Source organism: Pseudonocardia wallangbongensis (assembly GCF_054486945.1).
In genome coordinates, this window is the sequence record NZ_JBRERS010000001.1 from 1237503 (window position 1) to 1252745 (window position 15243).

At 73.1% G+C, this 15243-nt stretch carries 12 protein-coding genes; 7 read left to right on the top strand and 5 right to left on the bottom strand.

The features are described 5' to 3' along the window. The first annotated feature begins 46 nt into the window (after window positions 1-46). From ACU436_RS05835 to ACU436_RS05850, 4 genes are all read left to right on the top strand, one after another. Window positions 47-976, top strand: coding sequence for an ABC transporter permease (locus ACU436_RS05835; protein ID WP_459022362.1), 930 nt, complete (start codon window positions 47-49; stop codon window positions 974-976). Window positions 977-1062: 86 nt separating this feature from the next. Beyond that, window positions 1063-2031 carry an ABC transporter permease gene (locus ACU436_RS05840; protein ID WP_459022364.1) on the top strand — a complete coding sequence of 323 codons (969 nt, stop codon included), beginning with the start codon at window positions 1063-1065 and terminating at the stop codon, window positions 2029-2031. Then, the gene (locus ACU436_RS05845; protein WP_459022365.1) at window positions 2028-3038 is read left to right on the top strand and encodes an ABC transporter ATP-binding protein; all 1011 of its coding nucleotides are present in this window, start codon (window positions 2028-2030) and stop codon (window positions 3036-3038) included. The genes ACU436_RS05840 and ACU436_RS05845 overlap by 4 nt, the downstream gene beginning before the upstream one ends. Beyond that, on the top strand, window positions 3031-4014 hold the full coding sequence (locus ACU436_RS05850; RefSeq protein ID WP_459022367.1) for an ABC transporter ATP-binding protein: 984 nt from the start codon (window positions 3031-3033) through the stop codon (window positions 4012-4014). Before ACU436_RS05845 ends, ACU436_RS05850 begins: the two co-directional genes overlap by 8 nt. Here ACU436_RS05850 and ACU436_RS05855 read toward each other — a convergent pair. Continuing rightward, complete coding sequence (locus ACU436_RS05855) at window positions 4011-4829, bottom strand: IclR family transcriptional regulator (protein WP_459022369.1); 819 nt, start codon at window positions 4827-4829, stop codon at window positions 4011-4013. The genes ACU436_RS05850 and ACU436_RS05855 overlap by 4 nt on opposite strands. Before the next feature lie 139 nt (window positions 4830-4968). On the opposite strand from ACU436_RS05855, the gene ACU436_RS05860 reads away from it, so the two are divergent. Next, window positions 4969-5730 carry an SDR family NAD(P)-dependent oxidoreductase gene (locus ACU436_RS05860; protein ID WP_459022371.1) on the top strand — a complete coding sequence of 254 codons (762 nt, stop codon included), beginning with the start codon at window positions 4969-4971 and terminating at the stop codon, window positions 5728-5730. Between the two features lie 58 nt (window positions 5731-5788). On the opposite strand, the gene ACU436_RS05865 is transcribed toward ACU436_RS05860, so the two are convergent. From ACU436_RS05865 to ACU436_RS05880, 4 genes are all read right to left on the bottom strand, one after another. Beyond that, on the bottom strand, window positions 5789-7156 hold the full coding sequence (locus tag ACU436_RS05865) for a Rieske 2Fe-2S domain-containing protein (protein ID WP_459022373.1): 1368 nt from the start codon (window positions 7154-7156) through the stop codon (window positions 5789-5791). Window positions 7157-7191: 35 nt separating this feature from the next. Then, window positions 7192-7443, bottom strand: coding sequence for a type II toxin-antitoxin system HicB family antitoxin (locus tag ACU436_RS05870; RefSeq protein WP_459022375.1), 252 nt, complete (start codon window positions 7441-7443; stop codon window positions 7192-7194). Beyond that, window positions 7440-8768, bottom strand: a complete 1329-nt coding sequence (locus ACU436_RS05875) for a Rieske 2Fe-2S domain-containing protein (RefSeq protein WP_459022377.1) — start codon at window positions 8766-8768, stop codon at window positions 7440-7442. The genes ACU436_RS05870 and ACU436_RS05875 overlap by 4 nt, the downstream gene beginning before the upstream one ends. Before the next feature lie 240 nt (window positions 8769-9008). Then, a complete protein-coding gene (locus ACU436_RS05880; protein ID WP_459022379.1) occupies window positions 9009-9704 on the bottom strand; it encodes a GntR family transcriptional regulator in 696 nt (231 codons plus the stop codon). Window positions 9705-10073: 369 nt separating this feature from the next. Here ACU436_RS05880 and ACU436_RS05885 point away from each other — a divergent pair, with 369 nt between their 5' ends. Continuing rightward, window positions 10074-13907 carry a Pls/PosA family non-ribosomal peptide synthetase gene (locus ACU436_RS05885; protein ID WP_459022381.1) on the top strand — a complete coding sequence of 1278 codons (3834 nt, stop codon included), beginning with the start codon at window positions 10074-10076 and terminating at the stop codon, window positions 13905-13907. Further along, the gene (locus ACU436_RS05890) at window positions 13898-15241 is read left to right on the top strand and encodes a M1 family metallopeptidase (protein ID WP_459022382.1); all 1344 of its coding nucleotides are present in this window, start codon (window positions 13898-13900) and stop codon (window positions 15239-15241) included. Before ACU436_RS05885 ends, ACU436_RS05890 begins: the two co-directional genes overlap by 10 nt. Window positions 15242-15243 lie beyond the last annotated feature (2 nt).

A 15243-nucleotide genomic window follows, 5' to 3' on the forward strand; every position in this document is an offset into this window, starting at 1 on the left:
ATCCCATGACCGTCCCGGCCGCACCCGCCCTCCCCCGGGCCGTCCCGTGCTGACCTTCCTGCGCCGCCGCGCGGTGAGCGCCGCGATCCCGCTGCTGGTCGTGTTCCTCGGCGTCTTCCTGCTCGCGCGGCTCACCGGCGACCCGACAGCGCTGTACCTGCCGGAGTCGGCCTCACCGGCGGACCGGGCCGAGTTCGCCGCGGCGAACGGGTTCGACCTGCCGGTGTGGCGGCAGCTGCTCGACTACCTGGCCGGGGTCGTGCAGCTCGACCTGGGCACGTCGCTGCGTACCGAGGAGCCGGCGGCCGAGATGGTGCTGCGGGCGTTCCCGGTGACGTTGTCGCTGGCGGCGGTCACCATGCTCCTCGCGGTGCTGGGCGCCCTCGTGATCGGCAGCTGGGCGGCGTACCGGCCGAACTCGCCTGCCGACCGGGCGTCGTCGTTCCTCACGATGACCGCGGCCAGCGTGCCGGACTTCTGGCTCGCCGTGACCGGCGTGTGGCTGCTCGCCGTGGTCCTCGGGGTGCTCCCCACCTCCGGCATGGACAACGGTCTGCTGTCCTGGGTCCTGCCCGTCGCGGTCCTGATGATCCGGCCCCTCGGCGTGCTCACCCAGGTCGTGCGCGGCGCGATGGTCTCCGCGCTGTCGGCGCCCTACGTCCGGCTCGCGCGCAGCAAGGGCGCCGACAGCAGGCGTGTCGTCACCCACCACGCGCTGCGCAACGCCGCAGCGCCCGCGCTGACCGTTGCCGGCGACCTCGCGGTGTCCCTCGTCAACGGGGCGGTGATCGTCGAGACGATCTTCGGCTGGCCCGGCATCGGGAAGCTGATGATCGACTCGATCCTGCAGCGGGACTTCGCCGTGCTGCAGGCAGCCGTGCTGCTGACCGCCGTCACGATCTTCGTCCTGAACATCGCCATCGACATCGGCTACGCCCTGCTCGACGCCCGCGTCCGCGACGTCGCGACGGTGTAGAGGAAGGCCGCGATGAGCGAGCTTGCGAGCGAATCAATGTCACAGCGCCTGCGCGAAGCGCCGGCCGAGCGTAGCGAGGCCGAGCGATGAGCACCGCCGAACTGACCCCCACCACCACTTCTGCGCCGCGCCGGTCCTCGCCCGGCCTGCTCCGGCTGCTGCTGGCCGACCGGGTCGCCACGGCGGCGGCCGTCGTGCTGCTGGTCGCCGCGCTGTGCGCCCTGCTCGGTCCGCTGCTGCTCGGCGAGGCGGCCCAGCGGCAGGACCTCGCGCTCGCCCGCCGCCCCCCGTTCACCCTCGACCTGGGCTGGTTCGGGCTGCTGGGTACCGATGCGCTCGGCCGCAGCGTGCTCGCCCGCCTGATCGTGGCGAGCGCGACGACGTTCTCGGTGGCCGTGCCGACCGTGTTGCTGTCGATGGTGATCGGCTCCGCGATCGGCATGTGGGCGGGCTACCACCGCGGCCGCCGGGAGAGCATCGCGATGCGCATCGCCGACGTGATCATGAGCTTCCCGTCGCTGCTGCTCGCCGTCGTCGTGCTCTACGTGTTCGCGCCGAGCGTCGCGACGATCGTGCTGGTGCTGGCGATCACCCGGATCCCGGTCTTCCTGCGCACGGCCCGGGCCGAGGCGGCCGCGCTGCGCGGCCGCGGGTTCGTCGACGCCGCACGCACGTTCGGCACCGCGGGCGGCGCCATCATCCGCCGGCACCTGCTCCCGATCATCATGCCCACGCTGCTGACCGTCGCGACGCTCGACTTCTGCTACATCACGCTCGCCGAGTCGTCGCTCTCCTTCCTGGGCATCGGCATCCAGCCGCCGGACGTGAGCTGGGGCCTCATGGTGTCGGAGGGACGCACCTACCTGCGCACGGCGTGGTGGCTGTCGTTCTTCCCCGGTCTCGCCATCGTCCTCGTCACCGTGGCGGCGACGGTGCTCTCGGCCTGGGTGCGGCTGGCCGGCGACCCGGGCGAGCGCTGGCGACTCCTCGCGCCGCGTTCACGCCGCCCCGGCGTGGCGCGCAGCGTGCCCATCGAGCAGGAGGCCCGCCCATGACCGCCGCCCCGCCCGACACCGACACCGTGCTCGACGTCGACGGTCTCTGCGTCGACATCAGGACCCCGGACGGCACCGTCCGCGCGGTGGACGCCGTGAGCTTCACGGCCCGCCGCGGCGAGACCCTCGCGCTGCTCGGCGAGTCCGGCTGCGGCAAGTCGATGACGGCCCGCGCGGTCGTCGGGCTGCTGGACCCGGTCGCGGACGTGACCGCGGGCGCCGTCCAGCTCGGTGACGGGGTCGACGCCGTCGACCTGCTCGCCGTCGACGAGCGCACCCGTCGGGCCAAGGCCGGGCCCGAGATCGCCATCGTGTTCCAGGACGCGCTCACGGCACTCAACCCGGTGTACCCGGTGGGCACCCAGCTCGCCGAGCCGTTCCGGATCCACCGCGGGCAGTCGCGCCGGGAGGCCCGGCGAGCGGCGGTGGAGCTCATGGCGCAGGTGGGCATCCCGGAGCCCCAGGTCCGGGCCGACAGCTACCCCCACCAGTTCTCCGGCGGGATGCGGCAGCGGCTGCTGATCGCCATGGCTGTCGCGCTGCACCCGCGGGTGCTGATCGCCGACGAGCCGACCACCGCGCTCGACGTCACCGTGCAGGCGCAGATCATGCGGCTGCTGCGCGACCTGCGCACCGAGCAGCGGATGGCGCTCGTGCTGATCACCCACGACCTGCCGCTCGTCGCCGAGGAGGCGGACCGGGTGGCCGTCATGTACGCCGGCAGCGTGGTGGAGACGGGGCCGGTCGACGAGGTGTTCGCCGACCCCCGCCACCCGTACAGCAAGGGGTTGCTGGACTCGGTGCCCGACCAGGGCGACCGGAGCGAGCCGCTGCGTTCCATCCCCGGCGTGCCACCCGACCTGCACGCGATCCCCACGGGCTGCGTCTTCCAGGACCGGTGTCCGCTGGTCCGCGACCGCTGCCGGGCCGAACGGCCGCCGCTTGCCCCGCTCGGGAGCACTCGGCGGACGGCCTGCTTCTACCCCGACGAGGTGCCGAATGCCTGATCCACTGGTCGAGGTCAGGGAGCTCAGCAAGAGCTTCGCCGTTCGAGGCGGGCGGGTACGCGCGCTCGACGGGGTCGGTTTCGAGCTCGGCCGCGGTGAGACGCTCGGCCTGGTCGGCGAGTCCGGCTGCGGCAAGTCGACGCTCGCCCGCACGCTGCTGGCGCTGGAACGCCCGGACGGTGGCACCGTCCGGTTCGCGGGGGTCGACCCGTTCGCGCTCGCCGGGAAGGAGCTGCTGGCCTGGCGGCGTCGCGTCCAGATGGTGTTCCAGGACCCGTACGACTCCCTCAACGCGCGGATGACGGCGGGCGAGATCGTGGCCGAGCCATGGCAGTCCCATCGGGACCTGTACCCGACGGCACGGGACCGGGCCGGCCGGGTGCGGGAGCTGCTCGATCTCGTGGGGCTGCGGCCCGGCGACGCCGACCGCTACCCCGCGGAGTTCTCCGGCGGCCAGCGCCAACGCCTCGGCATCGCCCGCGCGCTGGCCCTCGAGCCGGACCTGGTGGTCTGCGACGAGCCCGTCTCCGCGCTGGACCTCTCGGTGCAGTCGCAGGTGCTCAACCTGTTGGCGGAGCTCCAGCAGCGGCTCGGGGTGTCGTACCTGTTCATCTCCCACGACCTGTCGGTGGTCCGGCACGTCGCGGACCGGGTCGTCGTCATGTACCTGGGCCGGATCATCGAGTCGGGACCCACCCGGCAGGTCTTCGAGGGGCCGCGGCACCCGTACACGGCGGCGTTGCTGTCGGCGGCCCCGACCTTGGATCGGGCCGCCCGGGCGGAGCGGATCGTGCTCGAGGGCGAGATCCCGTCCCCGCTGGACCCGCCGTCCGGCTGCCGGTTCCGGACGCGGTGCTGGCGGGCGACCGATGTGTGCGCGACCGACGCACCGCCGCTCGTCGGCGATCCGAGCCACGGCGCCGAGTGCCACCACCCGCTGCTCGCCGACCCGGACGCGCTGGCGGGTGTCTCCTAGCCTCCCTGGCCGCTGGGGGAGGCGGTGAGGTCGACGGGCGCCATGCGCTCGATCGCGAGGCGCGTCTGCTCCATCGCCGCCACGATCTCCTCCCGCCTCCCTGCGTCAAGGCTCGCCGCCGGGACCGAGCAGCTGATGGCGTCGGTCGGCGGGCTGGCGTACCGCAGGGCGAATCCGAAGCACAGGACGCCGACGTAGTTCTCCTCGTTGTCGATCGCGAACCCGCGCCTGCGGGTGAGTTCGAGGTCGCCGACCAACGCCTCCTGATCGACGAGCGTGTTCGGGGTGAGCGGCGCCCGTTCCCGGGGCACGTGCGCGTCGATACCCGGGTCCGGGTCATCGCCCAGGCGTTCGGCGAGGAGCGCCTTGCCCATCGCGGTGCTGAAGGCCGGCAGCCTGCGACCGACCCGGCTGAACGGCCGGATGTACTTGGTCGACTCCTTGGTGGCGAGGTAGACGATGTCGCCGCGGTCGATCCGGCCGAAGTGGATGGTCTCGTCGAGCGCCGCGGAGAGCTCGGTGATGTGCGGCTGGACGATGCGGAGGTACGGGTCGGTGTCGAGGTACGTGGTGCCGGCGAGCAGCGCGCGGATGCCGATGCTGTACTGCGTGCCGGTCGGGTCGACCCGGACCCAGCCTCGTTCGACGAGGGTACGGATCAAGGCGTAGACGCTGCTGCGGGGCGCCCCGAGGGCCTCGCTGAGCTCGCGGAGGCGGGCCGGCCGGTTCTGCCGGGTGGCGAGGAGCTCGAGGAGATCCACCGTGCGGGCCGCCGACTTCACAGCGCGCACGCCGGTCTCTCGATCACTCGACATCAAGGCAGCCTAACAGCGAGCAGGCGTCTACATACGGAATCGAGCGTATACGCATACGCCCAAGAGGTCGGCCACTCCCGGTGCTGCTCGAGACGACCTCACGTAGCCCCACGCACGGCGTCGCGCCGATGATGGGCAAGTGGATCTCGAACTGACAGGAAAGCGGGCCCTCGTCACCGGCGGCAGCCGTGGGATCGGGCTCGCGGTCGCGGACCGGCTCGCCGCCGAAGGCGCCGATGTCGCCCTGCTCGCCCGCGGCCGCGACGCGCTCGAACACGCCGCCACGCACGTCGGGCGGCACGGCACGCGCGTGCTCACCCGACCGACCGACACCCGCGACGACGACGCGGTCCGCGCGGCCGTCGCCGCGGTCGCCGACACCTTCGGCGGCGTCGACGTCCTCGTGAACGCCGCAGCACAACCCGCCGGAGGCAGCGCACCCCCGCTCCCCCAGCTCACCGACGACGCGCTGCGCGCCGAGATCGAGACGAAGGTGCTCGGCTACCTGCGCTGCGCACGCGCGGTCGAACCACACATGGTGGCCCAGGGATGGGGCCGCATCATCAACATCAGTGGGCTCAACGCACGCACCACCGGGTCACTGGTGGGCTCCGTCCGCAACGTCGCGGTCGCCGCGATGACCAAGAACCTCGCCGACGAGCTGGGCCGCGCCGGCATCAACGTCACCGTGGTCCACCCGGGACCCACGCTCACCGAACGCACCGAACACCTGCCCGCCGACCTCGCCGACCGCTACGCCGCCGGCACCAGCATCGGACGGATGGTGACCGCGGCCGAGGTGGCCGACGTCGTGGCGTTCCTCGCCTCCCCCCGCAGCGTGGCGATCACCGGCGACGCCATCGCGGTGGGCGGTGGTGCCCGCGGCGCCATCCACTACTGAGTGATCACCGAGGATCTCCGGGGACCTGCGACACGTAGCCGAGCCCGCGGCCCGACGGTCACCCCTCGCCCGCGGCGAGCATCGCCTCCTTGACGGCCGGGTCGTCGTCGGTGCCGAGGATGCGCCAGTCCTCGCCGGGCTCGAGGATCTTCTCGGCCGAACGGAACGTCGTGAAGTCGTGGCCCTCGACGCCGGCCAGCGCCGGCGGGGTCGTGCCGTCGGCGGCGAGCGCCTTCGCGGCCTCGAGCAGGATCCGGCGCATCCGGATCACCGCGCGGTCGGTGGTGCCGAGGTGCTCCTGTGAGCGGTCGTAGATCGGCCCCATGGACTCGGTCGCCATCAGGTCCTGGCTGTTGAAGTCGGCGATACCGGAGAAGGTCGTGCTCCGCTGGACGTCGCGGTCGATCTCGTACTCGTTCTCGGCGGTCCAGCGCCGCCCGCGGATCCCGTCGAAGCTGCGCTTCTCGTACGGGTAGTTCGGGACGTCGAACAGGCTGTGGCCGCCGTAGTCGTTCGGGTTGCGCGGCGGCTGGGCGTTCAGGTTGATCCGCCAGGTGTTCTCGTCGTCGATGGGGATGAACATCGACAGCCGCGTCCGGAACGGGATGCTGGCGACGGCCGTGATGTACGGGACGCAGAACCCGGTGATGCGCACGTGGGTGTGGCCGTTGGGTGTGGTGCGGATGCCGGCGTACCGGTAGCCGTACCAGGTGTCGTGCACCTCCAGCCGCGGCGCGCGGTCGTGCAGCCAGACCTTCCAGGACATGTCGTTGGAGAGGTAGCCGGGCTTGTCCGACCCGTCGTCCGGGATGTCGGCGATCGCGTTGTACGAGTGCAGCCAGGAGATGTGCGCGCTGTCCAGGTTGCCCTCCATCGCCTGCACCCAGTTGCACGGCGAGAAGGTCTTGCCCACCGAGACGTGCTCCGCGGAGAGGGAGTCGGTGCCGAAGTCCCGGAACGGGGTCATCGTGTCGGGGGCGCCCATGTACGTCCAGATCAACCCACCGGACTCGTGGACCGGGTACGCCTTGGCCTTCACGCGGTTCTTGAAGCTGCTCGTCGGGGGCTCGCTGGGCATGTCGATGCAGTTGCCGTCGACGTCGAACTGCCAACCGTGGTACGGGCACCGGAGCCCGCAGACGCCGTCGCCCGGGGCGCCCGGCGCGTCCACCGCCGCCTCGTTGCGCCCGTAGAAGAGCGATGCACCGCGGTGGGGGCAGTTCTCCTGGATGAGCCCGAGCCGGCCGTTCAGATCGCGGAAGGCCACCAGGTTCTCCCCGAGGAGCCGCACCCGCACCGGGTCGCAGCCGGGCGTCGGCAGCTCGCGTGTCATCAGGGCCGGGGTCCAGTAGCGGCGCAGGAAGTTGCCCATGATCGTCCCCGGCCCGACGCGGGTGAGGATCTCGTTCTGTTCGACGGACAGCATTGTCGATGCCTCTCTGCTGGACCGGTTCGGGGTGACTAGACGCGTAAGGGTGCGCGCGGGACCGGCACGGGCCGGCCCTGCTCGTGGAGCTCGGTCACGATCGCCACCCGCAGGCGTTCGAGGCGGGTGAGCGCGTCGAACGGGGTGGCGCCCTCGGCGACGCAGCCGGGCAGCTCGTCGTAGCTGACCCGGCACCGCCAGTCCCCGTCCGCGCCGGGCACGGCCCGGACGTCGAGCACGTACGGGACCGCGAGCAGCTCGTCGAGCGTCGCCGTGGTGGTGCTCACGCCCCGCCCGCCAGCGCCGGGTCGAGATCCGCGTGCTGCACGCCTGCCCTGCGCAGCTCGGCGGTCGCCTCCATCCAGTCGGCGTCGGCGGGCAGCACGATCCCGCCGGAGCGCTGCTGGTAGGCCTCCGGCACGTCGACCGCCGGCGGGGCGGTGCCCTCCTCGGCGAGCGCGCGGGCCGCGGCGAGCAGGCGGCGGCGCACCCGGATCACCATGACGTCCGCGCTGCCGAGGTGCTCACGGGTCCGGTCGAAGATCGGCCCCATGCTCTCGGTGATCGCCTGGTCCTCGATGATCACGCTGCCCAGTCCGGTGTAGCTGGCACCGCTGCGCTGCCGCGCGCGGTCGATCTCGTGGTCGTTCTCGACACGGGCCGACATCCGGAACCGGCCGAACCAGCCGGAGGTGTTGGGCAGGTACGTCGTGGCGGTGGCCTCGCGCTCGGTGATCCCCACCTTCTGCGCGGCCGGCGCCGTGAACCGGCGCTCGGTCGGCGCCGAGTGGAAGGCCATGGTGTGTCCGTCGTCCATCGGGACCCACGCCCGGAACTGCAGCTTCGTCCCCAGGACCCCGGTGGGGACCATCGCGTAGAACGGGAACAGGAAGTGCGCGAAGCGCCAGTACAGCTGGTCGGGCGTGCCGGCCGGACGGTAGGCGCCGTAGGTCGCGCCGAACTCGGTGTCGAGCACCTTGTAGCGCGGGGCGCGGTCCTCGATCGTGTACCGCAGGAACGATCCCTCCGGCGCGTCCTCCGGCTCCGCGTGGCCGACGTGCAGGAACCCGAAATGGCTCGTGTCGATGTCGCCTTCCAGCGCCTGGAGCCAGTTGCACTCGCGCTGGAACGCCCAGGCCGCACTGGAGCCCTCAGGATTGTCGAACCATTCGAACGCGGGCATCGGCGGCGGCGTCGCACGCGGGCCGATGTAGGCCCAGACCAGCCCACCGGCCTCGGTCACCGGGTACACCGGCAGCCGCACCTTGTCCTTGAAGTTGCTGCCCACGGGCTCGTTCGGCATGTCGACGCACGTGCCCGAGCCGTCGAACTTCCACCCGTGGTAGACGCAGCGGATTCCCTCCTGCTCGTTGCGCCCGTACCAGAGCGAGGCACCGCGGTGCGGGCAGGTCTCGTCCATCAGAACCGGCGTTCCCGCCGTCGTCCGGATCGCCAGGAACCGCTGTCCGAGCAGCATGATGCGCATCGGGTCGCAGTCGGGCTCCAGTTCGGTCCCGAGCGCGAAGGGCACCCAGTACTCGCGCATCAGGTCGCCCATGGGCGTGCCCGCGCCGACCCGGCAGATCGTCTCGTTGTCGCTAGCGCTCAGCATCTGATCCTCCGTTGCAGAACGGGGCTCACCAGCCGTCACTGCCGCGGGAGAACGCGAGATCACGCCTGGTGGGGGCGCGCCATCGCGCTGGATCGAGCCGAACGCCGGTCAGGCGCTCCGTGGTGGGAACGGCAGCGTCTTCAATCCTGAAGTTGCTATCCGGTCGTGTCAATAGGCTCGGCGCGCGACTGGTCGGCGACGACGGGACCCGGCCCGTCGCCGGTGGATCCGGCGCTGCCCCTACCCCGCGGCGCGGCGATCGGTGGCGCCGGCCGGAATCGGCCGACCGCCGACGGAAGTGCCGTCACGCCCGCGCAGCGTCGGGCGGAGCAGCACCTTCCGCAGCCGGGGAAGATCCTTCGCGCGGAGGACGTCGACGATCAGATGCAGACGCCGGGGGGACCGCCCGGGGTCGGCGCTGACGTCGAGGCTCAACGAGCGGTAGGTCGCCGTCCTGGCCCAGAGCCGCTTCACCTCGTCGACGATCAGCTTCTTCGGCGACAGCTCGTAGACGCGCATGTAGAACCCGGCGAGCTCCTGGAGGGCGATGTCGGGTCGGCCCGACCTGGCGTGCTCCTCGATGTGGTCGGCGACCTCGTCGAGCTCCGCGAGCTGGGCCTCCGTCGGCCAGACGATCTCCTTGAGCGCCTCGCGCTCCAGCAGCGCGCGCATCGCGTAGAGCTGCTCCATCTCGTCGCGGCTGAACTTCGCGACGAAGTAGCCCTGGTTGAGCCCATGAACGAGCACGCCCTCGTTGGTGAGGATCTCGAGCGCCTCCCGCAACGGCGGACGGCTGACTCCGGTGCGGTCGGCCCACGTCTGCTGCCGGATCTGTTCGCCGGGGCTCAGCTCGCCGCTGACGATCGCGGCCCGCAGGGTCGAGAGCACCAGCGCCGTCGCCCGGCCTGCCGGCCTCGTCGATGGAACCCGCGACATCACCGTCTCCATTCGATCATGCCCCGCCTGCGAGGACGACGCTCGCAAGGCGCGGCCGGAGCCGTTGCAACCTACACCCGAAATCCATCGGCTTCGCCCGGCGCAGGCGGCAGGGACCCACCGCCGGGAGCCGACCGGGAAGGGTGAACTCCCACACTGATCCGCGACCCGCCGGGCACCTGCGCTTACCCTGGACGGCCGGATCGCTGTGCCCGGGTGGCGCCGCCTGTCGCGCCCATCTCTTCACCCGGCGGTTGACACAGCACGTTCACCCGGAAGGTGAGACATGCGCCCGCGCGCTGCCCGCTGCCGTCGCCATGCCCGAACCGCCCATGCACTGGTGGGATCACCGACCCCGGTCGGTGCCCGGTGACGCTCGCGCTGACCCGTGCTCCCGCGCTCTACCCGGCCGCGGCCGCGCCGGCCCGCCGCACGCTGCTCGACGTGCTCGCCGAGACCGCCGCGAGGTACCCGGACGAGCCCGCGGTGGACGCCGGGAACACGGTGCTCGGCTACCGCAGGCTGGCCGAGGAGGTCGACGCCGTCCGGCGGCGCCTCGCCGCCGCCGGAATCGGCGTCGGCGACCGCGTCGGCGTCCGGATCTCCTCCGGCACCGCCGAGCTGTACGTGGCGATCCTCGCCGTGCTCGCAGCGGGCGCCGCGTACGTGCCCGTCGACGCCGACGACCCCGACGAGCGGGCCGAGCTGGTGTTCGGCGAGGCCGGGGTGTGCGCCGTGCTCGGCGACGGCGGGTCCATGACCAGGTACGGCGCGCCGATCGGCACCCCGGGCGCCCCCGGCCCCGGCGACGACGCGTGGATCATCTTCACGTCCGGCTCGACGGGCACCCCGAAGGGGGTCGCGGTCAGCCACGGCTCCGCCGCGGCGTTCGTCGACGCCGAGGCCCGGCTTTTCCTCGCCGACGAGCCGATCGGACCCGGCGACCGCGTGCTGGCGGGGCTGTCGGTCGCGTTCGACGCATCCTGCGAGGAGATGTGGCTCGCGTGGCGACACGGCGCCTGCCTGGTCCCGGCACCCCGGGCGCTGGTGCGGACGGGGGTCGACCTCGGGCCGTGGCTGGAGGCCCAGCGGATCACGATCGTCTCCACCGTCCCGACGCTCGCCGCGCTGTGGCCGCCGGAGGCCCTCGAAGACGTCCGGCTGCTGATCTTCGGCGGGGAGGCGTGCCCGGCCGAGCTGGCGGAACGGGTCGCGGTCGAGGGCCGCGAGGTGTGGAACACCTACGGGCCGACCGAGGCCACCGTCGTCGCGTGCGCCGCGCAGCTCACCGGCGAGGGCCCGGTGCGGATCGGGCTGCCGCTCGACGGTTGGGCGCTCGCCGTCGTCGACGCCGCGGGCGAGCCGGTGGCGATGGGCGAGAGCGGCGAGCTGGTGATCGGAGGGGTCGGGCTCGCCCGCTACCTCGACGCGGAGAAGGACGCCGCGAAGTTCGCCCCGCTGCCCTCGCTGGGCTGGGACCGCGCCTACCGCAGCGGTGACGTCGTCCGCGCCGACCAGGCGGGGCTGCTGTTCGTCGGGCGTGCGGACGAGCAGGTCAAGCTCGGCGGGCGGCGCATCGAGCTGGGCGAGGTCGACGCCGCGCTGCTCGCGCTCCCCGGCGTCCGCGGCGCGGCGGCGGCCGTGCGCCGCACCCGAGCCGGCAACCAGGTGCTCGTCGGGTACGTGGTGGCGGAGGTCGGGCTGGACACCGACGCCGCGGCCCTCGCCCTGCGCGAGCGGCTCCCGGCCGCGCTCGTGCCGCTCCTCGCGGTGCTCGACGACCTGCCGACGCGCACGTCGGGCAAGGTCGACCGGGACGCGCTGCCGTGGCCCCTGGCCTCGACATCACAGGTGGCGGGCCGCCTGACCCCCACCGAGAGCTGGCTGGCCGACGGCTGGGCGGAGATCCTCGGCGTGCCGGTGACCGACCCGGAGGCCGACTTCTTCACCCACGGCGGCGGCAGCCTCACCGCGGCGCAGCTGGTGGCGCGGATCCGGACCCGGCACCCCCAGGTGTCGGTCAACGACGTCTACCTGCACCCGAAGCTGGGATCGCTCGCGGCCCGGCTGGACGCACTGACCGCGACCCGGACCAGGCGGCGCCACGTCGCACCGCTGCCGTGGCACACGACCGGCGCGCAGGCGCTGTTGATGGCACCGATGCTGGCGCTGGTCGGCCTGCGCTGGGCGAGCGTCGCCGCCGCGATCTCGACGGTCGCCGCCGCCGTGGTCCCGTGGGCGCCCGCCGTGCCGTGGTGGACGCTCGCGGTGGCCTGGCTGGTGCTGTTCAGCCCGGCCGGGCGGATCGGGATCGCCGCGGGAGGCGCCCGGCTGTTGCTGCGCGGGGTGCGTCCCGGCAGCCACCCGCGCGGTGGCTCGGTGCACGTGCGGCTGTGGGCGGCCACCCGGCTCGCCGAGCTGTCCGGCGCCACCGGCGTCTCCGGCGCATCGTGGACCACCCGCTACGCCCGCGCGCTCGGCGCGAGGATCGGCGAGGACGTCGACCTGCACTCCGCGCCTCCCGTCACGGGCCTGCTCAAGGTGGGACAGGGCGCGGCGGTGGAGCCCGAGGTGGACCTCGCCGGCTACTGGGTCGACGGCGACGTCGTGCGCATCGGCAAGATCCGGATCGGCGCCGGGGCCACCGTCGGCTCGCGCAGCACGCTGCTGCCGGGCACGCGGATCGGCAAGGACGCCGAGGTCGCCGCGGGCTCGACGGTGCGCGGTGCCGTCCCCGCCGGTGAGCGCTGGGCGGGCTCACCCGCGGGGCGCACCGGGAAGGGCGACGTGCACTGGCCGCCGACCCGGGCGCCGCGCTCACGCGCCTGGGTGTTCGCGTACGGCGTCACGTCGATGCTGCTCGGGCTGCTCCCCGCGGTGTCGGCGCTGCCGGCGCTCCTGATCGTCGGGACGGGGGTTCTCGCCTCGACGTCGCCCACGGAGGCGACGGGCGCGGCGTTGCTCGCGGTCGCCCCCGCCACGCTCGCGTACCTGCTGACGTACGCGGCGCTGGTCGTGGCCGGGGTCCGGCTGCTCGGCATCGGGATGGTGAAGGGCTTCCACCCGGTGCACAGCCGCGCCGGCTGGCAGGTCTGGACCACCGAGCGGCTGATGGGCATGGCCCGCACGAGCCTGTTCCCGCTGTACTCCAGCCGGCTCACGGCCGCGTGGCTGCGGCTGCTCGGCGCGAAGGTCGGCCGGCACGTCGAGGCGTCGACGGTGATCGCGCTCCCGAGGATGACCACGATCGCGGACGGCGCGTTCCTCGCCGACGACACCATGGTCGGCACCTACGAGCTGTCCGGCGGCTGGATGCACGTGGCGCCGTCGCGGGTCGGCAAGCAGGCGTTCCTCGGCAACTCCGGGATGACCGCCCCGGGCCGCGCGGTGCCCAACCGCGGGCTCGTCGGCGTGCTGTCCGCGGCACCGCCCAAGGCCAAGAAGGGCTCGTCCTGGCTCGGCCTGCCGCCGATGCCGCTGCGCAGGGCGACCGAGGAGGGCGACACCAGCCGCACGTTCCACCCGCCGCGCCGGCTCGAGGTCGCCCGCGGGCTGATCGAGCTGGGCCGGGTGGCGCCGGTGATCTGCTCCGCCGCGTTGGCCGTGCTCGTCGTCGGGCAGCTGATGGCGATCCACTCGACCGCCGGGTTCGCCGTGGCCGCGTTGCTCGCGGGCCCGCTGCTGCTCGCCGCCGGCATCGCGGCCGCCGGCCTGACGACCACCGCGAAGTGGCTGCTCGTGGGCCGCTACCGGCCGGTCGAGCGCCCGCTGTGGAGCTCGTTCGTGTGGCGCAACGAGCTGGCCGACACGTTCGTCGAGGTGCTGGCGGTGCCGTGGCTGGTCGGGCCGGCGAGCGGTACCCGGGTGCTCACGGCCTGGCTGGAGACCATGGGCGCGAGGATCGGCCGCGGCGTCTGGCTGGAGACGTACTGGCTGCCCGAGTCCGACCTCGTGCGGCTCGGCGACGGCGCCACCGTCAACCGGGGCTGCGTCGTGCAGACCCACCTGTTCCATGATCGGATCATGAGCATGGACGAGGTGCGCATCGCCGCCGGCGCGACGCTCGGACCCAACGGGATCATCCTCCCCGGTGCGAGCATCGGCGCGGGCACGACCATCGGGCCGGGCTCCCTGGTGACCCGCGGCGACACCGTCCCCGCGTCGACCCGCTGGCTGGGCAACCCGATCACGACGTGGGGCTGAGTCGCCGGCCGCCCGGCGGCGAGCGCCGGAGACCGGTGGCCGGCGCCGACCGGTCGAGCGACCCCTACCTGCCCGCGCACGGCAACGGCGGGTACCGGGTCGAGCACTGCGACCTGGACATCGACTACCGGCTCGCGGCCAACCGGCTCACCGGGCGAGCGGTCCTCACCGCCGTGGCCGACGCGCCGCTGAGCCGGTTCAGCCTCGACCTCGCGGCGTTCCGCGTGCCCCGGGTGCTCGTCGACGGCGAGCGGGCGAAGTTCACACTGCGCTCCGGGAAACTGCACGTCACACCGGCCCGGCCGGTCGCGGGTCGGTTCACCGTCGAGGTCCGCTACGTCGGCAACCCGGCCCCGGTCACCAGCCGGTGGGGCGACGTCGGCTGGGACGAGCTGACCGACGGCGCGCTCGTCGCGAGCCAGCCGATCGGCGCGCCGTCCTGGTTCCCCTGCAACGACCACCCTTCGGACAAGGCGACCTACCGCATCGCCGTGACCACCGCGGCGCCCTACACCGTCGCCGCCACCGGGGTGCTCACCGCTCGGCGCCGCTCCGCCGGCACGCGGACGTGGGTCTTCGAGCGGGCCGAGCCCACGGCGTCGTACCTGGTCAGCGTGCAGATCGGGCGCTACGACGAGGTCGTGCTCTCCCCCGGCCCGGTGCCGCAGAAGGCACTGCTCCCGGCCCGGCTGCGCCGCACCGCCGCGCGTGACCTCGGCCGGCACGCCGCGATCATGACGACGCTCCAGGGCTTCTTCGGGCCCTACCCGTTCGCCGACTACCAGCTCGTCGTCACCGACGACGAGCTGGACGACCCGATCGAGGCCCAGGGCATGTCGATCTTCGGGGCGAACCACCTCGACGGCCGGCGCACCCACGAACGGCTCGTCGTGCACGAGCTGGCGCACCAGTGGTTCGGCAACAGCCTCACGATCGCCGACTGGCGCCACATCTGGCTCAACGAGGGCTTCGCGACATACGCGGAATGGCTGTGGTCGGAGGCGACCGGCAGCCGCGCCGCCGCGGCGCACGCCCGGCAGTGGCACGCGCGGGTGGCGGCGAAGCCGGCCGACCTCGTCCTCGCCGACCCCGGGCTCGCGCGGATGTTCGACGAGCGGGTCTACAAGCGCGGCGCGCTCACGCTGCACACCCTGCGCGGACGCATCGGCGACGAGCGTTTCTTCGCCCTGCTGCGGGACTGGGCGGCTCGGCACCGGCACGCGACGGTGACCACGGCGCAGTTCGTCGAGCTGGCGGGACGGCACGCCGACACCGACCTCTCGGCGTTCTTCACCGCGTGGCTGTACCGGCCGGCGCTCCCCGCCATCGGATGAAC